This window comes from Bacillus sp. REN10 (genome assembly GCF_016820555.1).
Taxonomy (GTDB): Bacteria; Bacillota; Bacilli; order Bacillales; family Domibacillaceae; genus Bacillus_CE.
The window spans coordinates 17,149-43,446 of sequence record NZ_JADHDW010000008.1 but is presented as its reverse complement, the minus strand read 5'-3'; the positions used below and the strand labels follow the sequence as shown (position 1 = coordinate 43,446).

Annotated in this window: 32 protein-coding genes, 1 pseudogene and 1 riboswitch; of the genes and pseudogenes, 14 read left to right on the top strand and 19 right to left on the bottom strand. The window is 38.3% G+C overall.

The genetic code is table 11. The features are described from left to right. Positions 1–39: 39 nt before the first annotated feature. From IRB43_RS12020 to IRB43_RS12005, 4 genes are read right to left on the bottom strand one after another with little or no spacing between them, the layout of a single operon-like run. Positions 40–765, bottom strand: coding sequence for a hypothetical protein (locus tag IRB43_RS12020; protein WP_203363728.1), 726 nt, complete (start codon positions 763–765; stop codon positions 40–42). Next, positions 762–1,472: a fluoroquinolone export ABC transporter permease subunit gene (locus IRB43_RS12015; RefSeq protein WP_203363727.1), complete on the bottom strand. Its 711-nt coding sequence runs from the start codon at positions 1,470–1,472 to the stop codon at positions 762–764. Before IRB43_RS12015 ends, IRB43_RS12020 begins: the two co-directional genes overlap by 4 nt. Further along, a complete protein-coding gene (locus tag IRB43_RS12010) occupies positions 1,469–2,323 on the bottom strand; it encodes an ABC transporter ATP-binding protein (protein WP_203363726.1) in 855 nt (284 codons plus the stop codon). The genes IRB43_RS12015 and IRB43_RS12010 overlap by 4 nt, the downstream gene beginning before the upstream one ends. Then, entirely contained in the window at positions 2,320–2,919 is a 600-nt protein-coding gene (locus IRB43_RS12005; protein WP_203363725.1) for a TetR/AcrR family transcriptional regulator, read from the bottom strand. The genes IRB43_RS12010 and IRB43_RS12005 overlap by 4 nt, the downstream gene beginning before the upstream one ends. 248 nt (positions 2,920–3,167) lie before the next feature. On the opposite strand from IRB43_RS12005, the gene IRB43_RS12000 reads away from it, so the two are divergent. The 4 genes from IRB43_RS12000 to IRB43_RS11985 all read left to right on the top strand — a co-directional run bounded on the left by IRB43_RS12000 (position 3,168) and on the right by IRB43_RS11985 (position 6,540). Further along, complete coding sequence (locus IRB43_RS12000) at positions 3,168–3,881, top strand: ABC transporter ATP-binding protein (protein WP_203363724.1); 714 nt, start codon at positions 3,168–3,170, stop codon at positions 3,879–3,881. After that, a complete protein-coding gene (locus IRB43_RS11995) occupies positions 3,874–5,019 on the top strand; it encodes an ABC transporter permease (protein WP_203363723.1) in 1,146 nt (381 codons plus the stop codon). The genes IRB43_RS12000 and IRB43_RS11995 overlap by 8 nt, the downstream gene beginning before the upstream one ends. Positions 5,020–5,205: 186 nt before the next feature. Then, a riboswitch (cyclic di-GMP riboswitch) is annotated at positions 5,206–5,290 on the top strand. 23 nt (positions 5,291–5,313) lie between these two features. Then, positions 5,314–5,877: a hypothetical protein gene (locus IRB43_RS11990; RefSeq protein WP_203363722.1), complete on the top strand. Its 564-nt coding sequence runs from the start codon at positions 5,314–5,316 to the stop codon at positions 5,875–5,877. A 114-nt stretch (positions 5,878–5,991) separates the two neighbouring features. Then, a complete protein-coding gene (locus IRB43_RS11985; protein ID WP_203363721.1) occupies positions 5,992–6,540 on the top strand; it encodes a GNAT family N-acetyltransferase in 549 nt (182 codons plus the stop codon). 70 nt (positions 6,541–6,610) lie between these two features. Here the strand turns inward: IRB43_RS11985 and IRB43_RS11980 are convergent, their stop codons facing one another. After that, on the bottom strand, positions 6,611–6,763 hold the full coding sequence (locus IRB43_RS11980) for a hypothetical protein (protein ID WP_203363720.1): 153 nt from the start codon (positions 6,761–6,763) through the stop codon (positions 6,611–6,613). 35 nt (positions 6,764–6,798) lie between these two features. Then, positions 6,799–7,668 carry a YitT family protein gene (locus IRB43_RS11975; RefSeq protein ID WP_203363719.1) on the bottom strand — a complete coding sequence of 290 codons (870 nt, stop codon included), beginning with the start codon at positions 7,666–7,668 and terminating at the stop codon, positions 6,799–6,801. 120 nt (positions 7,669–7,788) lie between these two features. Here IRB43_RS11975 and IRB43_RS11970 point away from each other — a divergent pair, with 120 nt between their 5' ends. From IRB43_RS11970 to IRB43_RS11950, 5 genes are all read left to right on the top strand, one after another. Next, complete coding sequence (locus tag IRB43_RS11970; RefSeq protein WP_203363718.1) at positions 7,789–8,034, top strand: hypothetical protein; 246 nt, start codon at positions 7,789–7,791, stop codon at positions 8,032–8,034. Further along, positions 8,034–8,750, top strand: a complete 717-nt coding sequence (locus tag IRB43_RS11965; RefSeq protein ID WP_203363717.1) for an N-acetylmuramoyl-L-alanine amidase — start codon at positions 8,034–8,036, stop codon at positions 8,748–8,750. The genes IRB43_RS11970 and IRB43_RS11965 overlap by 1 nt, the downstream gene beginning before the upstream one ends. 241 nt (positions 8,751–8,991) lie before the next feature. After that, entirely contained in the window at positions 8,992–9,267 is a 276-nt protein-coding gene (locus IRB43_RS11960; RefSeq protein ID WP_203363716.1) for a hypothetical protein, read from the top strand. A 147-nt stretch (positions 9,268–9,414) separates the two neighbouring features. Further along, a complete protein-coding gene (gene bluB / locus IRB43_RS11955) occupies positions 9,415–10,068 on the top strand; it encodes a 5,6-dimethylbenzimidazole synthase (RefSeq protein WP_203363715.1) in 654 nt (217 codons plus the stop codon). A 257-nt stretch (positions 10,069–10,325) separates the two neighbouring features. Then, positions 10,326–10,547, top strand: coding sequence for a hypothetical protein (locus IRB43_RS11950; RefSeq protein WP_203363714.1), 222 nt, complete (start codon positions 10,326–10,328; stop codon positions 10,545–10,547). Between the two features lie 80 nt (positions 10,548–10,627). Here IRB43_RS11950 and IRB43_RS18005 read toward each other — a convergent pair whose 3' ends face one another. After that, positions 10,628–10,762, bottom strand: coding sequence for a hypothetical protein (locus tag IRB43_RS18005; RefSeq protein ID WP_275296774.1), 135 nt, complete (start codon positions 10,760–10,762; stop codon positions 10,628–10,630). 234 nt (positions 10,763–10,996) lie between these two features. Between IRB43_RS18005 and IRB43_RS11945 the strand changes: the two genes are divergently transcribed. The 3 genes from IRB43_RS11945 to IRB43_RS11935 all read left to right on the top strand — a co-directional run bounded on the left by IRB43_RS11945 (position 10,997) and on the right by IRB43_RS11935 (position 12,570). Continuing rightward, positions 10,997–11,359: a DUF2500 domain-containing protein gene (locus IRB43_RS11945; protein WP_203363713.1), complete on the top strand. Its 363-nt coding sequence runs from the start codon at positions 10,997–10,999 to the stop codon at positions 11,357–11,359. Positions 11,360–11,471: 112 nt separating this feature from the next. Next, positions 11,472–11,648: a hypothetical protein gene (locus tag IRB43_RS11940; protein ID WP_203363712.1), complete on the top strand. Its 177-nt coding sequence runs from the start codon at positions 11,472–11,474 to the stop codon at positions 11,646–11,648. A gap of 4 nt (positions 11,649–11,652) precedes the next feature. Further along, a complete protein-coding gene (locus IRB43_RS11935) occupies positions 11,653–12,570 on the top strand; it encodes an AraC family transcriptional regulator (RefSeq protein ID WP_203363711.1) in 918 nt (305 codons plus the stop codon). Here the strand turns inward: IRB43_RS11935 and IRB43_RS11930 are convergent. Further along, positions 12,567–13,787, bottom strand: coding sequence for an MFS transporter (locus IRB43_RS11930; RefSeq protein WP_203363710.1), 1,221 nt, complete (start codon positions 13,785–13,787; stop codon positions 12,567–12,569). The genes IRB43_RS11935 and IRB43_RS11930 overlap by 4 nt on opposite strands. Positions 13,788–14,091: 304 nt before the next feature. Here IRB43_RS11930 and IRB43_RS11925 point away from each other — a divergent pair, with 304 nt between their 5' ends. Next, complete coding sequence (locus IRB43_RS11925) at positions 14,092–14,322, top strand: hypothetical protein (protein ID WP_203363709.1); 231 nt, start codon at positions 14,092–14,094, stop codon at positions 14,320–14,322. 50 nt (positions 14,323–14,372) lie between these two features. Here the strand turns inward: IRB43_RS11925 and IRB43_RS11920 are convergent, their stop codons facing one another. From IRB43_RS11920 to IRB43_RS11905, 4 genes are all read right to left on the bottom strand, one after another. Next, entirely contained in the window at positions 14,373–15,854 is a 1,482-nt protein-coding gene (locus tag IRB43_RS11920; RefSeq protein WP_203363708.1) for an amino acid permease, read from the bottom strand. Positions 15,855–16,106: 252 nt separating this feature from the next. Beyond that, the gene (locus IRB43_RS11915; protein WP_203363707.1) at positions 16,107–17,606 is read right to left on the bottom strand and encodes an aminotransferase class I/II-fold pyridoxal phosphate-dependent enzyme; all 1,500 of its coding nucleotides are present in this window, start codon (positions 17,604–17,606) and stop codon (positions 16,107–16,109) included. A 201-nt stretch (positions 17,607–17,807) separates the two neighbouring features. Then, positions 17,808–19,214, bottom strand: coding sequence for a sigma-54 interaction domain-containing protein (locus IRB43_RS11910; RefSeq protein WP_203363706.1), 1,407 nt, complete (start codon positions 19,212–19,214; stop codon positions 17,808–17,810). A 214-nt stretch (positions 19,215–19,428) separates the two neighbouring features. Further along, complete coding sequence (locus tag IRB43_RS11905) at positions 19,429–19,941, bottom strand: DUF3231 family protein (protein ID WP_203363705.1); 513 nt, start codon at positions 19,939–19,941, stop codon at positions 19,429–19,431. A 253-nt stretch (positions 19,942–20,194) separates the two neighbouring features. Between IRB43_RS11905 and IRB43_RS11900 the strand changes: the two genes are divergently transcribed. Then, positions 20,195–20,605: a hypothetical protein gene (locus tag IRB43_RS11900; RefSeq protein WP_203363704.1), complete on the top strand. Its 411-nt coding sequence runs from the start codon at positions 20,195–20,197 to the stop codon at positions 20,603–20,605. Between the two features lie 103 nt (positions 20,606–20,708). Here IRB43_RS11900 and IRB43_RS11895 read toward each other — a convergent pair whose 3' ends face one another. The 7 genes and pseudogenes from IRB43_RS11895 to IRB43_RS11865 form a co-directional block, all read right to left on the bottom strand. Continuing rightward, complete coding sequence (locus IRB43_RS11895) at positions 20,709–21,431, bottom strand: thermonuclease family protein (protein ID WP_203363829.1); 723 nt, start codon at positions 21,429–21,431, stop codon at positions 20,709–20,711. A 323-nt stretch (positions 21,432–21,754) separates the two neighbouring features. Further along, a complete protein-coding gene (locus tag IRB43_RS11890) occupies positions 21,755–22,009 on the bottom strand; it encodes a hypothetical protein (RefSeq protein ID WP_203363703.1) in 255 nt (84 codons plus the stop codon). Between the two features lie 204 nt (positions 22,010–22,213). After that, positions 22,214–23,479, bottom strand: a complete 1,266-nt coding sequence (locus tag IRB43_RS11885; protein ID WP_203363702.1) for an SMI1/KNR4 family protein — start codon at positions 23,477–23,479, stop codon at positions 22,214–22,216. Positions 23,480–23,556: 77 nt separating this feature from the next. Further along, positions 23,557–24,240 carry an ankyrin repeat domain-containing protein gene (locus tag IRB43_RS11880; RefSeq protein ID WP_203363701.1) on the bottom strand — a complete coding sequence of 228 codons (684 nt, stop codon included), beginning with the start codon at positions 24,238–24,240 and terminating at the stop codon, positions 23,557–23,559. A gap of 214 nt (positions 24,241–24,454) precedes the next feature. Beyond that, a complete protein-coding gene (locus tag IRB43_RS11875) occupies positions 24,455–24,766 on the bottom strand; it encodes a nucleotidyltransferase domain-containing protein (RefSeq protein ID WP_343070868.1) in 312 nt (103 codons plus the stop codon). Then, positions 24,763–25,266 carry an HXXEE domain-containing protein gene (locus IRB43_RS11870; protein ID WP_203363700.1) on the bottom strand — a complete coding sequence of 168 codons (504 nt, stop codon included), beginning with the start codon at positions 25,264–25,266 and terminating at the stop codon, positions 24,763–24,765. The genes IRB43_RS11875 and IRB43_RS11870 overlap by 4 nt, the downstream gene beginning before the upstream one ends. Before the next feature lie 202 nt (positions 25,267–25,468). Continuing rightward, a pseudogene (locus IRB43_RS11865) lies at positions 25,469–26,173 on the bottom strand (class I SAM-dependent methyltransferase); the annotation flags it as partial. Positions 26,174–26,298: the final 125 nt, after the last annotated feature.

Genomic DNA, 26,298 nt, shown 5'->3' with positions numbered 1-26,298 from the left:
GCTGCTCAGTTGAGGTCATTCCTTTCTACCTTCTCTTATTTACTCCACTTGATTTAAAAATTTCTTCATCAGCAATCGAAAAAGGAGTCCATGATACATCATGCCAATGAGCCAAAGCAGAAGAAATGTCGGAAAATGATTGGCTCCTAGTAAGTATAGCTTTGCTGGCCAGAAGGTAGGGATTAAACTTCCGGTTATTTGCCATATTTGTTTTAAAAAATAGGCGATCAAGGGAGCAAACACGATGAGACCGATTCCTTTGGATAAAGCTAGGCCTTCAATTTTATTCGCAGCAAAAGCAGCTTGAAATAAAGCGATGATTGCCGCTTCTAAAGCGAGCATCGGAATGAGAAACAACATCATGGTGATGCTTGGTGAGTCAAGTGATGAAAAGAGAAACCAATATGTACTGAATAGGATCGTTAAAGTAACCGGAATGGCTAAGCGGTATTGAAAATAGCCCGTTTTCGTGAGCGGAGTGACAGCAAAATAAGAAATAATCGATTCATCCCGCTCATCCAACATCATAAATCCTGTAATCACTCCTGTCATTAATGGAATAAGTATCATGGTAAAGCTCATAATTAATGGGTGGAAATTAGTCAATTCCCAATTGAACTGCCGCTCTAATACTTCATTGAGGAAAGGCACACCGAATCTAGTAAATACAATAAGTAAGCAGGGGGCGAAGAAAATCAGCATAAACATCGGGTCTCGGTACATTTGCTTAGCATCCATTCGCATTAACGATTTAATAGCGCTCACCATGTCCGCTCCCTTCCGATTTTTAGAATAATAGATTGATAAAAAGACCGTTGGGCAAGCCAAAATGAGAAGGTAGCCCACCCGAGTAAGGTGATGATACAGTATAAAATGTCAGAAATGCTAATCGGTTCAAAGACCGAATGTAATAATAGAAGGGAGGCATGGGTAGGCAGCCACATCATCCAGTTAGAATCCCATATTCCGGTATAAGAAAGAAGCGGCAAACAAAATATAGTTGTGTAAATAACGGATTGTAGGAAAAACTCATTCACCGTTTCACAACGTACAGCGACCGCTAATCCAATCAAAGTAAAGATCATGGATGTAAGCATGACACCGATTGTAAATAAAAACAACGAGCGCTCAAACCCAAAAGTCATTATGTGAATATACAAAGAGGAAGTGACCGACAACAGCATAAGCGATAACGTTTTTGAAAGAAGATATTCCTCTGGTTTATAAGGAGTGACAAATAACGGATCATGAATGTGTTGTCCTTTTTCTAATAGTACAAGCCCACCAATAAAGAAAAAGCCGAGCATACTAGGGTCAGAGAAAGTCAGTAACACATTGGCTGTTTCCCGATAAGAGGAAGGTATTTGGAATAAGAGTAACAGATAAACATGACTAATGAGCAAATAAACAAAGTATAGCCCGTGACGAAATTGCAGTTTTATATCATAAAATAAAGCAGAAGCGAGCCTCATGTTAACTTCCTCCCCATGACTTGAATGAAAATCTCCTCTAGAGATGGTTCAATTGTATGCATCGTTTCGATCGTATTTCCCTTCAACAGATGTAAAAACGGTTGATTCTGATCGAGATTATGCATCGGAAACTCACTTGTTCTTGGTTCATTATTCTCTTTATATCCAACGCGAAGCAGTTTTTTTCCATAGCGTATTTTCAATGATTGTGGCGAGTCAATAAGTCGAATTTGCCCATCTGCAATAAAGGCGATTCGATCACATAGCTCCTCAGCGGCACCCATATTGTGTGTCGTTAAAATTATCGTTTTTCCATCCTTCTTCCATTGGAAGAGCAACTCTTTCACCATTTTGGCATTAACCGGATCAAGACCAGACGTCGGTTCATCGAGAAATAAAATGTCTGGCTGATTCAGTAAAGCACGGCATAAATTTAATCGCATTTTCATGCCTTTCGAGAAATCGCTTACTTTCGTGTGGGTATCTTGTAGTAAGCCGACTTGATTTAATAATTCAAGCGGATTAACTGTCTTTGTTCTGTATAGGGAAGCGAATAGAGATAAATTTTCAATGGCAGTCAATCGACTATAAAAGTTAGGGAATTCAAAAGCGACACCAATCTGTTCATAGAAATCGTTTTTTGTCTCCCGTAATTCCTCTCCTAAAATGGTTACTTGCCCTTGATAATTTTTCAAAAGACCAATTAAAATCTTTTGAATTGTGCTTTTGCCGGCACCAGAAGGACCTAAAAATCCAAAGATTTCTCCCTTTCCAATTTGAAGATCAATGTCCTTAATCGTGGGCTGCTTTTTCCCTGGGTACGTAAACTTTAGTTGTTGGACATGAATCATTTGTTCATCAGCCCATTCGCAACGAGGTCAATCAGTAACTGAATGGTTTCTTCATAGTGATCGGCTCCGATTTTTTCCTTTTGTAGCGACAGCAACACAATTGAACGAATCAGACTGACAATCGTTTCAGGCTCTTTTTGTACGATCACACCTTTTGCTTGTGCCTCTTGAATAATTGGCAATAAAAATGCGGCATCATCTGCAAAATGTTGTTCTAACTTATCTGCAGGAATCTTGCGAAATAACGTTTCAAGCTGCCCTTCTTGATGCAACTGCCGAATGAACGGATTTTCCTCCATAATCGCAAACGATTCCCGCAAAAACTCCTGAAATTGTTCTTTGCTAAAAGTACCTTTCGAAAAATATTTTTCGACTAAGTATGTGCGAATTGCTTCTTCCTCCTGTTCTAACACCGCGAAATAAAGTTCTTCTTTTGATTGGAAAAATAAATAATAAGAGCCTTGAGCAATTCCGACTGCTTTCGTTAAATCACCAATGCTCGTTTTCTTCAAACCGAGGGTAGAAAATAAGTATTTACCTTTCTCTAACAAGGAACGATAGATTTTTTCTTTTTCCTCTTCTGTAAACTTTGGCATAGTTAACCACTCCTTTTTTGAATATATGAATAATTTTATCATTAATTCATAATTAGATCAATTTTTTATCTAACATAATTGATCTTTAATATGAGCAGAGTTTGTTTTGGTCGGAACTTTTTCGAAACAAGCTCTTTTTTTGTGTTTGATCAATGTTAATAAAGAGGCAGAAAAAGAATAATAGAAACTTTTCTCATAATTTACCGTATATAAGGGTGAATAGTACGTAGCAAGGGGGAGAAGGGGATATGTCACTACTGTCAATACATATTCAACAAGCTGGTTATGAAACGAATGAAACGAAGGTGGCTGATGTTCAATTTTCGATTAAGAAAGGAGAATTAGTTGGGCTCATTGGGGCAAATGGGGCAGGGAAAAGTACAACGATTAAAAGTATTCTTGGGCTAATACCCTTTTTTGAAGGGGAGATCGAGAACGAAGAGGGGATGAACCTTTCTTATTTGCCGGAGTATCCGGTGTTTTATGATGAATGTACATTGCAGGAGCATATTGACTTTGTTGCAGCGATGGAGCACTTGACAGATGAAGTGGTCAAGGAGCGAGTGGACCCTTTATTAGAGTTGTTTCAGATGAGCCCGCATCTTCATGAATTGCCAAACACGTATTCTAAAGGGATGCAGCAAAAAGCGATGATTATCTTAGCTTTTATGACGAAACCGGATCTCTTAATCATTGATGAACCTTTCATTGGGCTAGATCCGATTGCGACAAAAATATTGTTAGCGCTTATACAGCAAGAGAAAGAACGAGGCGCGGGAATTTTGATGTGTACTCACGTATTGGACACAGCGGAAAAAGTGTGTGACCGCTTTTTGCTGATCAATGCAGGCAATCTGCTAGCGGATGGAACATTAGAAGATTTGCAAAGAATCAGCAAACAGCAGCAAGCTTCCTTATTTGATTGTTACCACCATCTGATTGAAGGTGAGCGGTGTGAGTAGCTGGCAAGTATTGATGGATCGGGTGAAAAGACATCGCCTGTTTCAATATAAAATGATTCGCTCGATTCTTGATTGGACCGTGCTTCTTTATATAGCTGTTCCAGCGGTGATTGCTGCTACGGTTATTTACCGTTCGTGGTGGCTTGACATGCCGGAATGGAGCAATCAATTTAATCTTATTTTCTTAAATGTTTTAGCGTATGTCATTGGCTGGTTTGGCAGCTATCGTACATATGTTCAAGAAGCCGACGCTCTTTTTTTGTTTAAGCACCGGGTGAAATTTATTCAAATGAAAAAGTGGGCGTTTGCTTATTCCTTTGGCCAATGGGTGTTAAAAAGTCTATTTATTACCCTTATTTTACTGCCTTTTTTATTGTTTCATTTTTCGTTCACCCTAAGTGAAAATGTGGGATTTTTCCTGTTGTTAATTGGCGGCACGTCTTTCGTTACAGCGATTCAAACACTTTTCTTTTTTAGGGAAGCGGGGTGGAAGCAAAAGCTATCTCGGGCTGCCGTTTTTATCGTACTGCTGTTTGGACATTTATTGATTTTTCCGGCCATCATCTATCAATCGATGTATTCGATGGCTGTAGGGGTTCTTTTGATTAGTATTGCTTTTATGCTGTTATGGCCAAGAGTGACGGCGACAGCCTATTTTCAAGACGAAGTCAGAAAGGAAAATGAATTACGGTCGAAACTGATGAACTCTATCTTTCAGCTGTCTCCCGATATGGAGAAGCCGAAAGTGATGAAACGGAAGAAGCCGTTTCTATTCCGCAAGTCCAGACGCATTTTCAAGCAGCGGACAGAAGAGCACGGTTTGATTGAACTGTTTATGAAAATCCTTATTCGTAATTTGACATACTTGAGCGGCTATGTGCGCCTAGTTTCAGTGACAGCTGGAGCGATTGTCGTTGTCCCGCCTGTCTTGTTTAAAGTGCTCATTCTTATTGGATTTAGTTTCTTTATTCATGGCTGGATAATCAATGTATGGGATCAAGTCATTCTTTCGCATCCTATTAGTAAAAAGTACGAAACGAGGCCTGCCTTTTATCAGGCAAGGAAAAAAGTCAGTGTATGCAGCATGGCTCTGGCGTTTATTTTTTTAAGTATTCTTTTCATTATTTGCATCATTTGAGTAAGAAGATCGATGAAGAAAGTCGTTGATTTTTAAAAAAATTCTCCTGTTTTTAATATATGGTCACGGTGATTTTTTTAATTAAAAATAGGAGAATCATGCCTCAATTATTACGGTAGTTATACATATATTAAAATTTTAAAATTTGATCAAAACTACTTTTTCTTTTAAAAACATTGTTGTATGATGAAGCCGTGGTACAGTCAGGGAAACCTGATGTCACAAAGCTAGAGGGGCTAAGGATCGCGATCAATGCCAGCCAGCTACCGTTACCCAAGAGGAGGAGATATGGGAATGAAAAAGAATTGGTATTCAAAAACAGCAGCAAGTTTATTGGCGTTTACGCTAGTTACATCATCGGTCTCTATGGCGAGTGCGAAAGCGCCAGAAAACACAAAACCGCAAGTAGAACAGAAAAAAGAACAAAAGAAACAAGCACCCATTAAATCACAACAAGGAAAAGTGATTGAAAAGCGCTTAAAAGCTTCTGAAGCAACTATTAATAAAATCACAAAAGCGATTAACACTGAGTTTGGTGTCAATCAAGAAGGACAAGCACAAGCTGATTTAACAAAAACAGTTGCCAACAAAAAATACAACAGCTATGCTGGAAAGCTAAAAGCAGAAATCAATAAATTACGCGCGATCGATAAACAAATCGCGGTGTCTAAGAAAAAAGATAAAAAAAATGCAGCTGATTACGAAACATTAGCGCAAAAATCAAAAGAACTACAAAAGCTAGCAAATGATGAGATCAAACGATTAAAATCACTTGTTGAGCAAGCAACAGCACCGAAAGTGGAGGCTCCTAAAGAAGAGAGTAAGACTCCTGCACCAGAAGAAACAAAAGTTTCATAATATAGAATAGGAAATTAAAAGAGACTGTCTTGAGCGGTCTCTTTTTTTATAATCCGAATTTTTCATTTATTTCCCATTAAAGTTATTTTATTATAAGAAATAAGGAGGATGATTATGACGATAACCCACTGGACAAGCAAAAACATTACACTTCGGGCTATTCAACCTGATGATCTAGTCATTTTTGATTTGTTAGATGAAGAGATTTTAAGAAATATGGATTCACTACATTTTCCGCGCTCTGCGGACCAAATGAAAGAATGGTTGGCGGAACAATTGGAAGAAAAGGATGCATTCCGTTTTATCGCCGTTGATCAGCAAAATAACATAGTGGGCATGATTGAAACATTTGATTGTGATCGAAAAAATGGTACATTTGATTATTATTTAGCTGTGTTTAAGCCTTATCGAGGAAAAGGCTATGCAAAGGAAATGATCCTTTTAGTGATTGGCCATTACTTTTCGGAACTAGCTTATCAAAAGGTTAATACAACTGTTTATTCTTTTAATAAACCATCAATTTGTTTGCATGAAAAATTGGGGTTTGTGAAAGAAGGACAGCTAAGAAATATCATTTTTACGAAAGGCACCTACTTTGATGGGATTTGCTATGGAATGACAAAGCAAGAATTCGAACGACATTATTCAACTTATTTATCGTAAATTATGTAAAGAAATAGACGAGCCGCTAAGATTAGTCAGGACACGTCTGTTTCTTTTTTAGTAAGTGATGTTAAAAAGCTTTGAAGATGGAGTTTAGGAAGATGGTGATAACAATCACAGCGGCAACAAAGGTGACTTCCAACAAATGTTTTTTCTTATTTTTCTTTTGCTCTAACTGTTCGCGATAGGCTTGCTGGACGTTTCTTTTGTCCGTTTGTCTCATCTTTTGTCCTCCCTGTTAGAGATCCGTTTAGTATGTTAATTCCCCGATTCATACATCTTAGACAATGAAAATCCCCGTCCTAAAATTTCGGATGCATTGAGGAACACAACGAACGAACTTGGTTCTTGCTCCTGCAATAATTTCTTTAAATAAATCGCTTCTTGTTGTTCCATCACGGACATGATTAATGTTTTCTCCTTATTGGAGTAGCCTCCGAATGAGTGAATTTTGGTAAAGCCGCGATCGACTTCATCTTTAATCATCGATTGAATTAATTCCTCTTGCTCGGTAATGATGAGAACAAGCTTAGATGAAGAGGATTGCAATTGGACAAAGTCAATGACTTTACTTGTCACATAAATGGACATCATCGCATATAAGGCAAGTTCCAGACTAAAAACAATGGCGGATGTGGCTACAACCATTCCATCGACAATGAGCTGTGAATAGCCGCTCGATAAACCAGTGTATTTTTTCAATAGTTGGGCAAGCGTGGCGGTTCCACCTGTTGAACCTTTTCCGCGATACACAATTCCTAGCCCCACACCTAACATGATCCCGCCGTAAATCGCTGCGAGCAATGGGTTATCAATTTTAAATGGAATATCAGCGCTAAGCCAAATCGTGAAAGGAACAAAAAAGGTTCCTACTAATGTTTTATAACTAAAATCTTTTCCTAATAAAAGAATACCTAATACGAATAATGGGAGGTTAATGATCCATTGCACATAGGCAGGATTAAAATGATACACCTCATATAAAATCGTACTAATGCCAGAAACGCCGCCCGCCGCTAATTTGGCTGGCAAAAGAAACATATTATACGACAAACCAACTAAAATAGAGCCGACAACTATGGAAACATATTCAATGATCAGTATTTTCTGTGATGCTTGTTTGTTCATGTATTCTCCCTGTCCTTTACGTATTTCTCAGATTTTTATTTTAACATAAATAACAGCAATGAAAACGCCGCGACCATTAATCAAGCTAAGAATAAGTTATATTAGGAGGTGTGAAACTAAATGGATTTCTACAATGTGGTGATTATTCCGCTTATATTAGGTATAGTGGAAGTATTTAAAAGAGCGGGATTGCCCACAAAATATAGTCCTATCGTTGCGGTGTTTTTCGGCCTGTTATTTGGTGTTTTTTATCTTAATCAAGGTATGAAACAAGGAATCATTGTTGGTTTGATGTTAGGGCTCTCTGCTTCTGGCTTATATAGCGGTTCTAAAAATGTAATGGAAAAAAGAAAGGAAGACGAATGATGGCGCATATTTGGCTAGACGCCGGTCATGGAGGAAAGGATGCTGGAGCGGTTGGAAATGGAATGAAAGAAAAAAATGTTGCTTTAACACTCGCGACCCTTACAGGAAAATATTTGTTGTCACATTACATTTGTAAAGTAAGCTACAGTCGTACGACTGATATTTTCGTCGAGCTTTCGGCTAGGGCAACAATGGCTAATCAGACAGTAGCAGATTTCTTTATTTCGTTTCACGTCAACAGTAGCAGTAATCTTGCTTCAAGAGGCTTTGAATCGTATCGGTATATAGGCACACAAGGAAAGACGGTACAATTTCAAAAGGCTGTCCATCAGTCAGTGATCACATTTATGAACTCATATAATATAAAAGATCGGCAAATAAAAGAGGCTGATTTTGCTGTGTTAAGAGAGACAGATATGCCCGCTATTTTAGCAGAAAATTTATTTATCAGTCATACTGAAGAAGCAAAATTGTTAAAAGATCCCACTTTTTTATCAGGACTCGCGACCGCTTATGCAAAAGGAATTGCACAAGGAGCGAACTTAGTTCCAAAGAAACAAGAAGATACGAAAAATCTTGCTAGTCCGCGTTTTCGAGCGGCTCAACAATGGGTAATACAACAGGGAATAAGCGATGGCACTGATCCGCGTCGGCCAGCTACAAGAGAAGAAGTTTGGGAGATGATCTATCGAGCAAATCAGTTGAAAAAACGATAAATTAATAAATATTAAGCAGAAAACTTTAAGTAAAATAGTATATAAGTCAACAGGGAAGACTACTAGCTTAACATGGTAGGAGAAACACAGATGTATAGGCGGGTGAGGTTCGTATTATAACATTGGGTCCTAGAGTCTCCTAGGGCTTTTTCTTTTGATGGTAGCGAATGTTGAGGTTTTGTAAAGATGAGTGTGATACTTTCATATGTAGAGTAATTAGCCTATCGAAGGGGTGGCATCAATGTGTGTGATCTCAGAGTTGTTAAACAGATGGAATGAAATAGATAATAAAGTACTCACTCTTCAAGAAATAGATGATTATTTGCAATCCATATCAAACTCTCAAAGTATATTTAACGTCACTGAAAAGCAATGGAAAAAATGGCGGCGAGGAGATTTTGTCTATTTTTTTTATATGATTAATGAGAAGTCAATTATGATGAAAATGGATGTCATGCTTGATCACGGTGTATCACCAAGTACCATTGTAAAAGTGGTGAACTGTCAAGCGGTTTGATGGTGTACGCATAGTCTAAAGGCTAATTCAGTACCGCTGCAGCAACTACTTCAGAGAAAATTTTAGCTTTCTTATTCATGAAGTGATTGGTTTTTACCACCGTATCCCCCATTTTATGCTACTATTTAAATAAAAGGGGGGAGAAAGATGTTTACGAAAGAAGAAAAGGATGCCATTTATAAAGTGATCTATAAACGCCGGGATATTCGCAGTTTTTTACCTGCGCCGATTCCGTCTGAAGTGATCCGTAACATATTAGAAGCGGCTCATCATGCCCCATCTGTCGGTTTTATGCAGCCGTGGAATTTTATTATTATTTCTTCTCAAGACGTGAAAGAGCAATTAGCGTGGGCAGCCGATAAAGAAAGAAGGGCACTTGCGGTTCACTATGAAGGAGAGAAGGAAAATAAATTTCTAAGTTTGAAAGTAGAAGGATTAAAAGAGGCGCCTCTTACAATTTGTGTCACATGTGACCCGACTAGAGGAGGCTCACATGTGTTAGGGCGCAATTCCATTCCCGAGACTGATGTTTTATCCACTGCTTGCGCCATTCAAAACATGTGGCTTGCCGCCTGTGCAGAAGGACTGGCCATGGGTTGGGTGAGTTTTTATAAGAAAAACGATATTCGCGATATTTTACACATTCCGCCTCATATTGATCCAGTCGCTTTAATGTCGATTGGTTATACGGATCAATATCCGGATCAGCCTATTCTTGAGACGGCTAAATGGGAAAAAAGACGTTCAATCGATGATTTAATTTTTAACGAGAAGTGGGGACAACAATTCTCATTAAATTAAGTAATGAGAATGTATGTTTAGAAGAATACAATCACTCCTGATTTTAAATCAGGAGTGATTGTATGAAAGACACTTCTTCCTCCTGTGCACTTACTCTCCTCTTTCAAATTTCTCCTGTTATGAGTTTGTAATCAGCTATTTTCAACTTCGATCCTTCGTTTCTTTTAAAATTCCACTTTTATATTGAAAAGTTTGTCCATTTCATCAGTACTCCGAACAGCATATTATTTAGTAACAACATAGAAAGGAGTGAAATAGTGAACTTTCAAATCATTCTTCGCAACGGAGAATCTCTTGATATCTCATGCGGTCCTGGTATCGGAAGAAGTACAACCTTTACACTTTCTCCAAAGCAAGCGCTTATTGTAAGATGTGGAAATAGTTCTCTTTTTATCCAGTGTCAGCCTGGGAATGTGGAACAAACGTTTGAATTAGTGTTAGATAAGAACCAAACTGTAACGGTAACGTGTAACAAATAAATTGTTTTTTGCGAGCAGAAAGATAAAGAAAAGACAATACCGTCAACCCTGTAGTTGACGGTAATTTTTATGTCTTATTGTTAAAGTTTATTTTTAATCTCTTCCAAAAGAGAAATGATCTTTTCATTTTGTTCGATCATGGTCTTGTTTTGTTGTCTAATTTTTGCAAAATCAAATAAAAAGATGAATAAAATGATTCCAATAAAGAAACCCATACCCTCACCTCCGTGTGTACCATTTTAACACATCCTTTATATTCAACTTGTTCAATTCTAGCGACATAAGAATGTTAATTTGGATATGCTGTTGATTTTTCTAACTAGATAGGATGTGATGATGACGGAAAATCAATTTAGGTTTATATATTACATTTTTAGGAGGAGAGAATTTGGAACTTTTTATCTTCTTGCTTCGTATAATTGTATAATTATAGCAAGGGGGTGGGTTTTATGTATGATGTGGATGGAGGCGGAGATTGGCTCTTTACAGCTCTTCCGACATTGGTAGGAATTGTTTTTGTGATCGTGTTCGTTTTTATTATTATGAATGTATTTAGAAGTGTCGTTGAGTGGAAGGATAACGAGAGCTCCCCTCGCTTAGCGGTTCTAGCCATGGTGAAGACGAAACGAACAAATGTGACGAGGCATGGTCAGAATCACTCTACTACGACTTATTTTGTGACATTTCAGTTCCAAAGTGGGGACCGTTCAGAATTTCGTGTGTCAGGTAAGCAATATGGAATGCTTGCAGAAGAGGATGTCGGCACGCTGACTTTTCAAGGAACAAGGTTTATTGAATTTACGAGGGAGTGAATACATCGTCATGAATTTTAAGAAGATTCAGAGGTTGAAACAAGGCTCTTAATTACTATTTGCCAATGCTAATATTTATAATTGAAAATAAAAATTTATAGAGGGGGATTACATGAATAAGAACGTTTTTTTAATTAAACTATTGTTCTCGCTAGCTGTTCCGGTGTTCACCTTTATTTATGTAAAAGATAGCTTTGGCATAATTTCGGCTTTCATATCGGGATTCGTTTTACTAATGGTATTAACCATCCTGCTATTTTCAAGAAAAGAAAAACGTGATACTTGGTGATTATATGGAATACGTAGTAACTTTTCAAAAAGTGATTGATTACATAGATGAACATATTCATGAGGCCATATCTATACATGACTTAGCAAAGCATATTGGCTATTCACCGTTTCATTTCTTGAGAATTTTCAAAGAAGTTGTAGGTGAAACACCGATGGACTATGTGACGAAGCGAAAGTTGCAATTTGCTTTGCGAGATATGAGCCAACAGACAAGGATCCATGATATTGCCTTTAATTATGGGTATGAATCGTATGCAGGATTTTCTAAAGCGTTTAAAAAAGTGTTTGGCGTATCACCTGCAACGTATCGGATGCATTGTCCAAATGCAGAACCGCCTGTCGTTCATTTAGAAGAACTAAAGTTAAATCAAACAGGCGGGATGATCTATCAGCCAAAAATGATCGTAAAGGATTCCTTTGTAATTGTAGGCAAAGCCTATGATATCAAAATGAAAGATATCAAAACGACAAAAGATGCCCCCGCTAACTGGTATGATAGTGGACTCACTGACGGTGAAATTGAGAGAGTACTTTATGATACGTTCTCCCCTTCCACACATGGAGAGTTTTGTTTAAACGTTGCTCATGAACATGATTGGTCCAGATTTACTTATTTTTTTGGCGTGTTAGAAGAACAAGTAGATAGACCTTTATTAGCCGATTTTCAAAGAATCACAATCCCAGCTTCTACTTTTGCTGTTTTTAGCACACCTCCAGTTGAACCGAATGATTTTGTGAATTCTGTTAAAGGAACTTGGAACTATATATTAAACTATTGGTTCCCGATGTCCGGGTATGAAATTGATGAAACAAGTTATGATTTTGAATTTTATGATGAAAGGTGTCATCCATGGGAACATCAGATGGTTACGATGGATATTTACATTCCGATTCGGAACAAAAACGAGAGACTAAGTTAGTCTCTCGTTTTTAGTAATTTTTGATAGATCAATAACACAGGTGATAGCAGAACAGCGCTTACAGCCAACCCAATTTTTATGGATGAATATTGGCTGATCAAACCAGATACTGGGCCCCCGCCAATTTGACCAATGGCATCTACTTGCCCTTTAAAGGAAAAGAAGGTGGCGCGCTTTGAAGAATCTGTAATTAATTGATTAAACCATATACTTTCAAAAGTAGATGTGACATCTCGAATGACTTGGATGATTAAGAAAAAGAAAATGAAGCCTATTAAATTTGTTGAAAAAGCAAAGCAAATTAACGCCATAATCAGGACAAAGTAACCGAATCGTAATATTTTATATAGGGTTTTAAAATGGATTTTCTCTGATATTGGATTTAAAAACTGAAAGACGATAATCGTAACAACAGAGGTAGCAAATTGCAGACCGCCAACAACGAAAATTGTATTTTTTTCTGATAAAGTTCCTTCAATCGTACTGGTGATATGTGAAATCCAAAGTCGATCAAACCCTTCGCTATAAATACCAACAATAAAAGCAATCAAAAGAACGTAACGTAAGATTATGTTACCTTTGAATGAAGAAAATACGCTTGACCACATGGATTTTATATCATGTATAAAAGTAAGTGATTCTTTGGTCTTTTGCTTTATTCTTTTCGTTTCAGTCATATATGTCCATAAGTAGAGGGATAAAAGGAAAAATCCAATGGCGCCAATTAGAATAGAAGCTTGGATGGACATATATCCAATGACCATCGCCAATAAAATCCCAAATAAGTTACCGGCATTTTCATATGTTGTACTATTTATAAATACCTTATCTACTTTGTTTAATCCAATTTCGTCTGTGATCCATGCTTGTAATGCACCACTTATGCAAGTATAACCGATTCCCCAAATGATTTGTGCCATCAAAATGGCTGTGAATGTAGGGAATAAACCTTCAATAAGGAATCCCAGGCCTATTAAAAAGTAACCAAGAACAATGGAGAATTTTCTCCCTTTATAGTCAGCAATAAGACCGGTCGGAATTTCACATATAAAAATCGTTAGTTCTAATACTGTACCTACTAATACCAGTTGCAAAGGGTTCATCTCTACAATTTGAACATAGTATAAAAGATTGATAGCAAATACCGTCCAAAAGAATACATGTGATAAAAAAGATTGGGATAAATATAGTAAAGCTGGTTCTTTACGTCGTGTCATGTCAAACAGTTCCTCTCAAAATTATATAAATCTAAATCGATTTTCCGACATCATCACATCCTATCTAGTTAGAAAAATCAACAGCGTATCCAAATCAACATTCTTATGTCGATTGAACAAGTTGAACATACATAGCTTAATCTAAATGATTAAACGATCGCTATTCCAAAATTGCTATTATATAAAATGTGTCAGAAGTGAGTAGTTGTATAGCCAAAGGGAATGATTCACAGAAAATAAAAGGAGGATTTTTACATTTTTGCAGGAATTATAGTATATAAGATCAAAATAGAGGAGGGGTATTGTGACCGATTTGAAAGAGGTGAAGACGTTAGAGGAATTAGAAAAAATCATTTGTAATGATTCTTTTGAGTTCAAATGTAAACAGACGAATCAAGTCGTTGTCGATATGAAACCGTATCCTTTTGATATTATTGCTTACTTTTTTGAGGATCGGAAGCTGCGCATGTCCCCGGTGGAATATTTGCATGAAAATTTAGCGCTGATCAAGAAAAACCAGCCACACCTATCTTAAATAAATAGGCTACTCCAAAAGGATGAGTTTTGGAGCAGCCTATTTATCTTTTATTCTCGGTTAAAATTACATTGATTAAGAGGGACGACTTTTGTTTTTTTCGACCATTTATAGCCAAGCCATATGAATAAGAATAGCGGAAGGCCGATGTAAGAAACAAGGGCTCCGTTCCAATCAATTTCTCCATTAGTGAAGGCGTTATAGTTTTGCCCCAAAATGACAATGAAACATAGCCCAAAGGCAAAAAGAGGACCAAATGGGAACCACTTTGCTTGATAGGGAAGTTCGTTCAAATCACGGCCTTGAGCAATATAAGCTTTACGGAAGCGGTAATGGCTAATGGAAATACCAAGCCAAGCAATAAAGCCTGACATTCCGGATGCATTTAATAACCAAATATAAACAACTCCATCTCCGAAGAGAGAAGCGAGGAAAGCTAGTGTTCCAACGAGAGAAGTGACGATCAAGGCACGTACAGGAACGCCGCGATGATCGAGCTTTGCTAAAAACTTCGGGGCTTTTCCTTCTTTTGCTAGATCTCTGAGCATTCGTGTAGAGGCGTACAAGCCAGAGCTACCAGCTGAAAGAACCGATGTTAAAATAATCGCATTCATAACAGAAGCAGCAAAGGCAATTCCAGCTTGTTCAAATACTAGAGTGAAAGGGCTCACTGTGACATCATCATTCGCCAAGCTCGGTGTCATATATGGAATGAGCAAGCTGATGACTAAAATGGCAAAAATATAAAATAATAAAATACGCCAAAATACTTGTCGAACAGCTTTTGGAATCGATTGACTAGGGTTATCGGTTTCTCCAGCGGCTACTCCGAATAACTCTGTTCCTTGGAAAGAGTATCCGGCAGCCATGAAGATCCCTAAAATGGCCATAAATCCGCCATGGAATGGGGCATCGCCAATGGTAAAGTTCTTGAAGCCGACATATTCGCCGCCGATAATGCCGAAAATCATCATAACACCCATCACTAGAAAAATAATGACGGTAGCGACTTTAATCATGGAAAACCAGTATTCAGATTCTCCAAATCCTTTAACTGACATGTAATTTAATAAAAAGATCAGCGTTAAACATAGGCCGCTCCATATAATAGAAGGACTATCCGGGAACCAAAACTTCATCAGCAACGCGACAGCTGCTAGCTCAGAAGCAATCGTAATCGCCCAGTTGTACCAGTAATTCCAGCCGAGAGCAAATCCGAGTGCTGGATCCACAAAACGTGTCGCATATGTGCTAAATGATCCTGATACCGGTAAGAAGGCGGCCATCTCCGCCAAACTTGTCATAACAAAATAGACCATAAACCCAATAATCGCATAAGCCAGCAGAGCGCCGCCTGGTCCCGCTGTATGAATAGCGTTGCCACTGGCAAGAAATAATCCTGTTCCGATCGTCCCTCCAAGGGCGATCATCGTTAAGTGTCTAGATTTTAAATGACGTTTGAGCTCTTGCGGTGTTTCTTGATGACTGTCATTTGAAACGACAACCGTTGATTGTGAGGCGTTACTTTGCATATAGTGATCCGCTGCCAAAACCTATAAATATCAATGAGTTTGTACCGTTTGATTGTTTATAGTGCTGCTTGTTTTGACAAAACGGTTTCCCCTCCTTTACTCATTTTATTTTTGCGAGAAACGTTTCTCCGCAACCTGCTTAAACGTTTCTCGATGGTACCTATTTCGGATTCCTTATATTAATAGAGATATTTTCTTTACATCATAATTCGATCTTTGTTACATGTCATTAGGTAAAATCCACCGCTATTGTTAACGTAGAACATAAATCGACTGCATCGTATCATCCGAAGGGCTTTGGAAGTATGCCCCCATGGCCGTTAGCTGCTCAATTGTTTCAACATGGGTCGCAGTGATTTTTTCTCCTGGTGTCAACAATGGAATGCCAGGTGGGTAAGGAAGCACCATTTCCCCAGCTAAAGCACCGACCGCATCTTTTAGAGCTACTCTTTTGCGAGGCATATGAAAGGCTTCATGAAGGGAAATCTCTTGTTGATAGAGCGTTCCTTCTTGAGCGAACAGCACAGTTTCTCCTTTGTTGGATTCCATTATCGGCCATTGTTGAAGCTTCTGATCGATCGCTTGAATGGCTGTCACGACTTTGTCAATATCCTCTACTTCTTCATTTAAGGAGAATAAAAAGACGATATTGCGCGGGTCGCTGATCTCTGCTGTACAGCCCTGCTCATAAAATAAGTCGAGCAGCTGGTAACCGGAGATGGCTTCATTGTCACTAGATATAATCCATTTAAGAGGATCTCGATAATCGACTTCATCACTGCCGCCCCAAATAGAAAGCGTTTTCAATTCGGGTGTTAACTCCGCTCGTCTTTTCTCTAAACGGTGTGCTGTTTCCGTTAATTGCTCACGTCCATGTGTGACTAAATAACGTCTGGCCAAATCAAGAGAAGCCAACAGCGGGTAGGAAGGGCTCGTTGATTGAATCATCCCTAACACTTGCGCCAATCGTTCACGAGAAACGAGATCTCCTTTGACATGGAGCATAGAAGCCATTGTCATGGCCGTTAACATTTTGTGAGTGGATTGGACAACAAGGTCTGCTCCTTTAGAAAGAGCGGAAGGAGGTACGAAATCCGATTGTCCGAAATGCGCACCATGAGCTTCATCGACAATTAATGGTACTCCTGCCTGGTGACAAGTATCGACTAAATGAGAAATATCTTGGCTCATTCCGTAGTAATTAGGGTTAGTAATCCATACAGCTTTCACATCCGGATGTTCCTTTAACGCTTTCTCGATAAAATCAAAATCAGATACTTTCGCTACTTTTGTCGTGGATTCAATAGCTGGAGCGATGAAAATTGGGTGAGCGCCCGCTAGCATGAGTCCGTGGAAGACAGATTTATGCATGTTGCGCTGTACTAAGATCTTATCGCCAGGGCCGCATAAAGTAAGAGCAATTCCGATATTTCCAATCGTGCTTCCTCCTACAAGAAAAAAGGTATGGTCTGCTCCGAAAGCATCTGCGGCTAACAATTGTGCATCTTTAATGAAATCGGTTGGGTGATGAAGATCATCAATGCCTTTTGATTCTGTCGCATCAATTTTTAGGATGCTTGCAAAACGATCGAGCGCTGCTTCATCAAATACGCGTCCATCTTTATGTCCGGGCACGTGAAGGGAAGTGCGCTGACTTTTTTCATATGAACAAAGCGCTTCATACAGCGGCGCTTCTTGATGATTGACAGAAGAGTTGATCGATGGAGCAAAGGTTGTTAATGTAAGATTCATATTTTTTTCCTCCTATACACGTTAAGTGATGTATTTGTACGGTCACTTTTCTATAGCAAATTCCATGCCATAATTTAGACACAATTCGAAGGAGGGTTGATATAATAAGGAAAACAAATGAATGGATCGGGAAGCTAACAAAGAATGTATGAGAAAAATATGGGAAAAAGCGAAGAACACCGCCGGAAATTCGGCGGTGTGTCAAGAAAAACTTAGTTTCGTTAATTTGTATTGCAACGTTTGCCGTGGAATCTTTAACAGTTTGGCTGCTTGCTGGATATTTCCGTTTGTCTCTTCTAGCGCCAAATGAATTAACTGTTCTTCTGTTTCGGCTAATGCTTGGCGTAGAGGCTGTAAAGAAGGCGTTTCTGCTTTCAGTGATATGCAATCGCTTTCAAGAATGTGCGGCGGGAGATGTTCCTTTTTAATGATATCGCTCTCTACTAAGTTCATCGCGGATTCAATCGCATGTTCTAGTTCACGAACATTGCCGGGCCAATGGTAGTGGGCCAGGGTGTCCTTTACTTCCGTCGTTGTTTTCGTGACCAGTTTGCCGAAGCGGAAATTATATTTTTGAATAAAGTGATCCATCAGTAAAGGAATATCGTCTTTTCGATCTTTGAGCGGCGGAAGCTGAAGCTGAATGACATTTAAGCGATAGTAGAGGTCTGAGCGCAATGTTTTTTCCTGGACACATTGTTCGGCAGGTTCGTTTAGCGCAGCAATAATCCTTACATTTACGGCAAACTCCTTCGTTCCGCCAACTCTTCGTATGATGCCGTTTTGCAATACCCGTAGCAGTTTTGCCTGAACATCGAGCGGCATCGAATTTAATTCATCTAAAAACAATGTGCCGCCGTCCGCTAGCTCAAACAAACCAGGCCGGTCCATCGCTCCTGTATAGCTTCCTTTTGCTGTTCCGAATAAAATACTTTCAAGCAGCGAGGAGGGGATCGCCGCACAGTTTTGAGCAATAAAAGGCTTCGTTCGACGGGGGGAGGCATTGTGAATCGATTGCACAAGTAATTCCTTTCCGGTCCCTGTTTCACCATAAATTAAAATAGGGGAAGTTGTCGCAGCTACCTTGGTCGCTTTTTCTTTTAAATCATTAAAGGCTGTATCATTTGTAATGATGTCAGTCATATGAAAGCTAGCGCCCGTTTGGTGATTCGCTGACTTGGACTGCTGTTTCGTTGTCTCCACTTTGGCTTGCAAATCGAGCAGCTTCTCCGATAATTGTTTAATTTTCGTTAAATCCTTTGCAATTTCAACAGCACCGACTAATTCATTATTGACTTTAATAGGCAAAGTCGTATTGACTGTATCAATCAGCATGCCGCGAATATTGTAGTAAGATTGATGCTGATTATAAATCGGTTCTCCTGTTTGACATACTTTCATTAGCGTGCTCGTTCCAACGGATAAAGAGGGGAACACCTCTAATAAGTGTTTTCCAACGACTTCTTCTTTGGCTAACCCATCATGTTTAGCGGCCACATGATTATAATAAATCGTCAAGCCATTCGCATCTACCACATGAATCCCTTCGTCGATCGTGCTTAAAATGGCTTCAAACATTTCTTTTGCATTCGTTACATTTACGAGCATACATTGATTTCTCCTTTTTAAGCTGATTGTTCAAGAAGTGCTGAATTTTTGTCATTTAGATGCCGAATTTTCGGCAAATATTATCCAGAAAAGGAAAAGAATTTTGGGGTTTCAATTATTATCATGAGGGAATTGAGAGAAGTTTTCAATCATTTTTTCTATTTGTCTTTGTAAAATCAAAAAGACAAGCGCCCCATACAAGGCGCTTGTGTGCTTAGCAGTCTTCCGATTTATTTTGATGTAATGGAGGAGGAATGAGCCAGCCTTTTTCTTTATTAAGTCGTAATGCTTTGCCTCCAAGAGCCGCTTTTTGCATGTGGAATTGTCCGAACATCATCGCAATATCTTCGCGAATACATTGTCCCATTGCCTGACTACAAGCCACTAATCCGCCAGCGAAAGTCATGGACAGAGCCGCTGCGATTTCCGGGTCCATAAATCTAGCTCCAACTGGAATATCCTCGAGGCAGGCATTTGGACGATCTGGCGGAGTAGGAGGAAGTCCAACGCCGTTTTCTTTTAATAATGTCTCTAGCTGTTGAATTTCTTGTTTCGCTTGTTCAATTGTTTCTTGAAGCAGCTTCTTCAAGTCTTCATCCCCAGCATGATTTAAATGTGTTTGAAAGCCAGACACCGCTCCTTTCGTCGTTAACAAATAAGACCAAGTTGCAAAGACTTCTCCGTAATGCATCGGTTCCGTTTGAGGATTGCCACTTAAAATACCCATAAACACACTCCTTATTCTGTTGGTAAAATTCATTGAAGTCACGCTCCTCGTCGAGTATTTCACTCAAAGGAGTTCATACATGATCAGTATTTGTTGACAGCTGATTTTTTATTCGCAATAGACAAAAGTAGCCGCTTGAAATAAATAAAAAAAGAAGAAAGCCTATCTTTATTCAAACTTGTTTCTGATGAAGCGAACACGATGCCTAATGTTTTACATAAAATAAAGGAGCAGGAATAGGGTGGTGAACAGAATGAAACGCCAGCAACAGACAAATAATCAGAAAGAAGCTCTCACGAAAGAAAAAAATGAACAAGTGTTAGCGTTAGAAAAAGAAGTGGCTTTAGGGCTATGGATTCAAGTGGTAGGCCAGCTTATTGAAGTGAAAGGGTTGTCGGAGCTGTTGCGAATAGAAAATGATACAAGTGGAGTCGGCGAACAGCAAATTTTGACGGGGGTTTGGATCCGAACAATTGGTCAAATATTAGAGGCGATTTCTGTCACGAGTCAAATTAGCGAAACGGATCTTACTCAGTTGCTTCAAGAGCAAAAAGTCGCTTTAACTGGAGACTTACTTGTCGCGCTGGGAGCTGCTTATGAAACGGTTGGAGGGATTCGGGTACTAGAAGAAGAGACCGTTAAGACTGCCCGTATTATTCCTTAATATAGAAAGTGAATGCGTAGATAATAGAAGAAGTGTGCTTAAACATATAGCATTAATAACGCCTCTGTCCTTAATCATGGAAAGAGGTGTTAAAAGAGTCTATTTACCTTTCACAAGCCCAGCCGTCATTATCGCGGTCATGCTTAGGCTCATAAGCTGGATGGCCGCGTTTCACTCCATTTGGATACACTTTACGCATCTCTGTACAGTTTTTAAACTTTGTAGGTTTTGGCTGTGGCTTCGGTTTGACTGGAGTAGGTTTTGGAGCTGGCTTTAGTGTGCAGCCGCCATTTACAGCGTTAGTATTGGACCAAATGCCAAGCTTTTTCTTTTTAGCTGTATCTTCTGCTTTTTTCAATTGATCTAAGTATTGAGTGTTTGGCGGATATACAGCGAGACGAGCTAGTCCCTTTTCTAACAGTGTTTGATTAAACATTTTGTCATTAAGATATACATAGGCGAGAATGCGTCCATATTTGTCACGCGTTTGAACACCTAGTTCTAATTTGATGTTTTTATTTAGCAGGCTGTCCTTCGTAAACTTAGATGCTTCTGGTCCGTAAAGTTGTACGCATCTTTTTGGGTCTTTCGTTTCCGGTGTATCCACTAAGATGAGACGTACCGTTTCCTTTTTCCCCTTATAATTCACTCTAATGGTGTCTCCATCTACCACTTCTGTTACTTTCGTTGTGACGGCGGTTTTAGGAGCGGCTGCTTCAGCGTATATATTTTCCTTAGCAAAAGGCGCGAAGGCACTGCCTAATAGGGATAAGGATAATGCTGTAGCTACTATCGGTTTGAGCCATTTTGATTTTTGATTAAACATAAAACCACTTCCTTTGTAATAAATAGAAACACAATTACTTCATCTGTAATTCATATGAATCATGAAAAATGATCTATGAACCAATGAAAAAAATATCGTTCATGCAAAAGAAAAGCGACATCTATTATTATCTTATAAACATATTTGAAATTCTACATTCATTTTTCGTCAAATAACGACAACACCTAAAAAAACAAGACCGCTAAGTGGATGGGTCTTGTTTTTAGGTGTTGTTTTTAGATTGTGCTGTTTGGTGATACAGAATGTTTGCGCGTGTATACAAATTTAATGTAATCGTGGATTTTCGCATAATATTGCCTTATTTAAACGTTTTCTGGTGCTTCATTGTTCATTTTAATTGAAAGGAATTCCTTTTTAGCAATCATTTCTTCCGTTGCTACAAAGAATACTCCCATAAGAAAGATAAAGACTGCTCCTACAACGGTTCCGATCCCAATTGGAGTTAAAATGCTGAAACCGCTTTCAATGAAGCCGATTAAAAAAGTGAGAATTCCAACTGAAAGAATTACTCCGCTAGTGTTTTTCACTGCATTTAGCATGTTCATTTTAGATTTCATTTTGTTCATCCCCCTTGTAAGTATATTATTCACCAAGTTCACAAAATTGTCAATTTTAAATATGAATTTTTCGTCAATTTTTTGTCTTTTTTATATAAGTGCTTTCGAATTTTATGGATATAGTTTATAATGTAAAAATTTATTTTAGGAAATAAAAAAGAGCCTGCATCAATCATTCTTTATTAACGATGCAGGTTTTTTCTATTAATGAGGAAGTTTTGCTATAATTTCCTCGATTTTCCGCTTATATGTACGCAAGATGGACTGAGCTTGAATATGGATCAGTTTCGTTTTTAACGCTTCTTTTTCTGTTTCATTCATAACAGGCAGAGTATCTTTTTTCAACATAATCAGTAGGGCACTCACTGCGACTTTCTCACAAATCTCTGATTCTTCCAGCCACTCCATCATGATTGCTGCAGTCGGGTTGGAGCTGGCAAATAAAGAATCCCAGCCGTCGATCGGATTTCGTACCCATGATTTCATCCATGCAATGACTCGGTGAGAATGAAACCTAGCTAATTGGGCATTTGCATCAAACCCATTCATCTTTTGTTTATATGTTAAAGCTTGAAGCTCTAAATCTTGAAAAATGCGATCAAGTGCTTCCTTCTCCGGTAAGGCATGATAACTTAAACGAGCTCGAATGATTCTTAATTCATCTTCCGTTTGAATCACTGGATCCTCACTGTTTAAGTACATGCCAAACACGTTCGTCTCCCATAACGATCGTACCCAATCCGCCGCCCCTTCTTTGGCGGTAGTTCCCATCATTTTGGTCCAATAGGAAAAATGTGATGGATCACGAACCATTCGATCATACCAAGCGTCGAAAATTTCAATTGGTTCATAAACTTGATATGCTTGTTGAATTTTTTTGGATTCAATTCCATGATAAAGAGTGTACTCAATTAATTTTTCTAAGCCTGTCACTTCTTCCAATGAAGCAGTTAGAAAGCGAGTCATCCATGTTTGCCACTGTTGCAGTGCTTCACATTTTAAGTCAATGCCATGTTCATTTGTCACGTCCGTCCAGTTCCAAATCCAAGCTCCATACAGTTGAATAATTATTTGAATAAAAGTTTCTAAATTTGGTGCTAAAGTGACGATTTCGCCTTCTTCATGTAAGAAACAGACAACAGAAAAATTATTCTTTGCGTCTAACATCACTGGGTTACTCGCTCTAGAGCTGCTGAAGGAAAGGTACCGCCGGTCATCTGATTCTCCCACACATTCCATATCTATAGGGTCCTCAAACCAGCCGACTTCGATAGAGCTCCATCCCATTTCTCCACTCATAGCTGGTAAAGTATCCGGTTCCATGACAGAGTCCGGCAAATCCCAAAAATAAGTGAGACTGCGACAGCCTTGCAATAGCTCCCATAACTGTTGAGGCAGGGTGACTCTAAGCTGTTGTTCTAGTTCTGTCAGCTCACTGTCACTCATTCCTTCCGCTTTTTCAACGAACAATGTCCATCCCTGCATCTTTCATCGCTAACACTATGTCGTCGATTTGTTGCAGGCACTCTTTTACCCATATGGTCATTTTATTTTCCCCCTGGAAGCTGGTCTATGATTTTAAGAGCGAGCTGGTAAGCTTCCTCTGATCGATAAGCAGTATCTTCTAAAATTTCATTGACTCCGAGAAGGTCATACATTTCCAGCGTTGTTACAAGGTGAACCGTTCGGTTATGTAGTAACCATTCGAGCGGCCACAAGTCATCGTCCCAATTAAACTGCATCACATAAGCATGAATGAGCTCCGGCGAATTCAAATATTCTAATTTTTTCATAAGAATCGTCGCTGATTCTTCATATAGCAGTTCATCAATCAAGGATTGTTCTTGTTTTGTTAAAGTTAATCGAAAGGCACCTTCTGTCTCGATTAAAAGATCAGCTATCTTTTTATCATAGCGCGCTTGGTACCATGGGGTATAACGAATACCTTTCGGATGATTCAACTGTACTCCATATTGAATGAGCAGTTCCACTACCTCGCTATTTCCAAACTTAATCGCTTTACTAAGAACTGTCTCACCGAGTTTATCTTTTATTTCAAGATTAGGCTTCAGCTGAAGATAGGCTTCTATCCAATTCGTCGGACATTTGTGAGTAATCATCACATGTAGTGGTGTACGCAAATAAGTATCTTGAGAATCTCGCTGTTCACCTTTTGCTAGCTCGATTACTTTTTCCCATTCTTTTGCTTTAATCGCTTCAAAAATAGACAATCGCTTTCTTCCTTTCTATTAAATAAAAAAGCTCCATTTCTAGTCTTGTAAAAATGAAAGATCTAAAGCCTATTCCTTTACGTTATTGTTTATATATTTCACGTTACAGTCATTAATCATATACAGTAGAAATTTCTTTGTTTCTTTCGCTCTTTTCCACCTTGACGAAAAAAACGAACTTGTATTCTCTCCCTGTCGTAATCGCAAAACTTCTTTAAATAGTACATTCCATTTGTTTGGTAGCGTTTGTAATGCATATTCGACACACCAGTTTCTCGGCAAGAGGATTTATTTTTTTCACTTTCTGATGAAGTCTACTTAAACGATCTAACTCTGTATTTGTTAAACTTCTTTTTAAAATCGTTATAAAATCGACATCACTCTTTCGTTCATCAAATGCTGATAGAGCGATTGAACCATAGAGGTAAACGCCATAGATCACATCAGACAATTCAGCCTTCAGCAAGTTCGTATAATCTAGTAATAATGAATTTACCTCGTTTGGTATGTTTACATTTTCCTTCATCTTATGACCCACCTTGATAGAATTAGAAAAATAAAAATAATCGGTACCATCACAATGACGCTAATAACAAGATATAAACCAATTGTTTTTAATCGAATACGATTCGCTTTCATTGACAGGTACAATACAAAGGACATATATGGAATTAACAACAAAACCGCAGATATTAATCCAGGCATATAGCTTTGAAAAATCATCGATTGAACGATGTGAGTCAATCCATTAATAAGCAATAAACAGGCACTTAGCATTGTTAAGGTGAAGGTGAGCTTGTTTCTAAGTTTATATTCGAGGATGACCACGACCGTCACAACAACTGTTAACATAATCATCGCAAACGCTAACGAGTGAAAAGAATATAGCTCTCGCAAAAATGCAAAAGACTTATCTGCTAAATGTTCATTTGTCCAGTTTTCTAACTGGGGAAGTTCTTCACCATTATGTATGGCAAAAATAACCGGGAGCGCCCATAATATTTTGTAAAAAAGATCTTTGTTCATAGAGGAGCCTCCATTTTGATGAGAAGTGCGATAGCTGGAATATTATTTTCCTGTTGATCCTAATTATACCAATTATTTTAGTGGGGAGCTATTGAGGTGAATGGAGAAGATAAAAGATTATGACCGGAAATGCGGGATAAATATGAGTAAATAAAAAACCGCTCAATCATCTTAAGTATTGAGCGGCAACATGAATAGACTATTATTTTTTTACCGCATGAATGTAATGAATCGTTTCAAATGCGGTTAAATAATCCGTTCGATTACTAAAAAATCGTTCATTTATTTTGGTGGGAGATAAGTGTTCATATATGAGTAATCCAATATCCTTCAAAAATTTCTCGATTTCAATGTAGGAGAAACACGATTTCATAGGTTCTCCACCAGCAGCGGCTAGTTTTACCATGTTCTCTACTCTGTTTGATAATCCTTTTTCGTGGAATAGGTTTTCGTCTGCATAATCAAAGACGATCGAACTGCCTGACGGGAGATTAGTAAATAAACTCTTAAGCAAACTTTTTATTTCATCCTTAGTTAAATAATAGGAAACGCCTAAAAAACTAAAAAAGGTTTTTTGATTTTTAAATCCCTTTTTAACTAATCCTTCGTTGGAAAATTGTTTAGTAAAATCCATCGAAATAAAGTGAAGGTTATTTGGAATTTCTAGTTGTGCATTTGCGAGCCTTTCTTGTTTAAACTGTTGCATAGATGGATAGTCAACTTCAAATATTTCCAGATGTTTTATTAATTCTGGATGACGAAAACAAAATGTATCTAATCCAGCTCCGAGAATAACGGTTTGGTTCAGTCCTAATTTTATCTCGTTTATTAAAACTTTTTCACAATAGGCCATTCGTGCTAAGGGAGTTGGAGAAAGCTGGACTTGTGTAATCCATTTTAAAATTTCATCTTGTACAGTATGTTAAAAGAATCCGATATACAAAGTTCATACTGGGTTTAGTTGAGCAAGAATGACAAAGAAGAAGGACGAATTGATTATATTTTGTATTTGCGCCAAGCATGTTAGGTGGC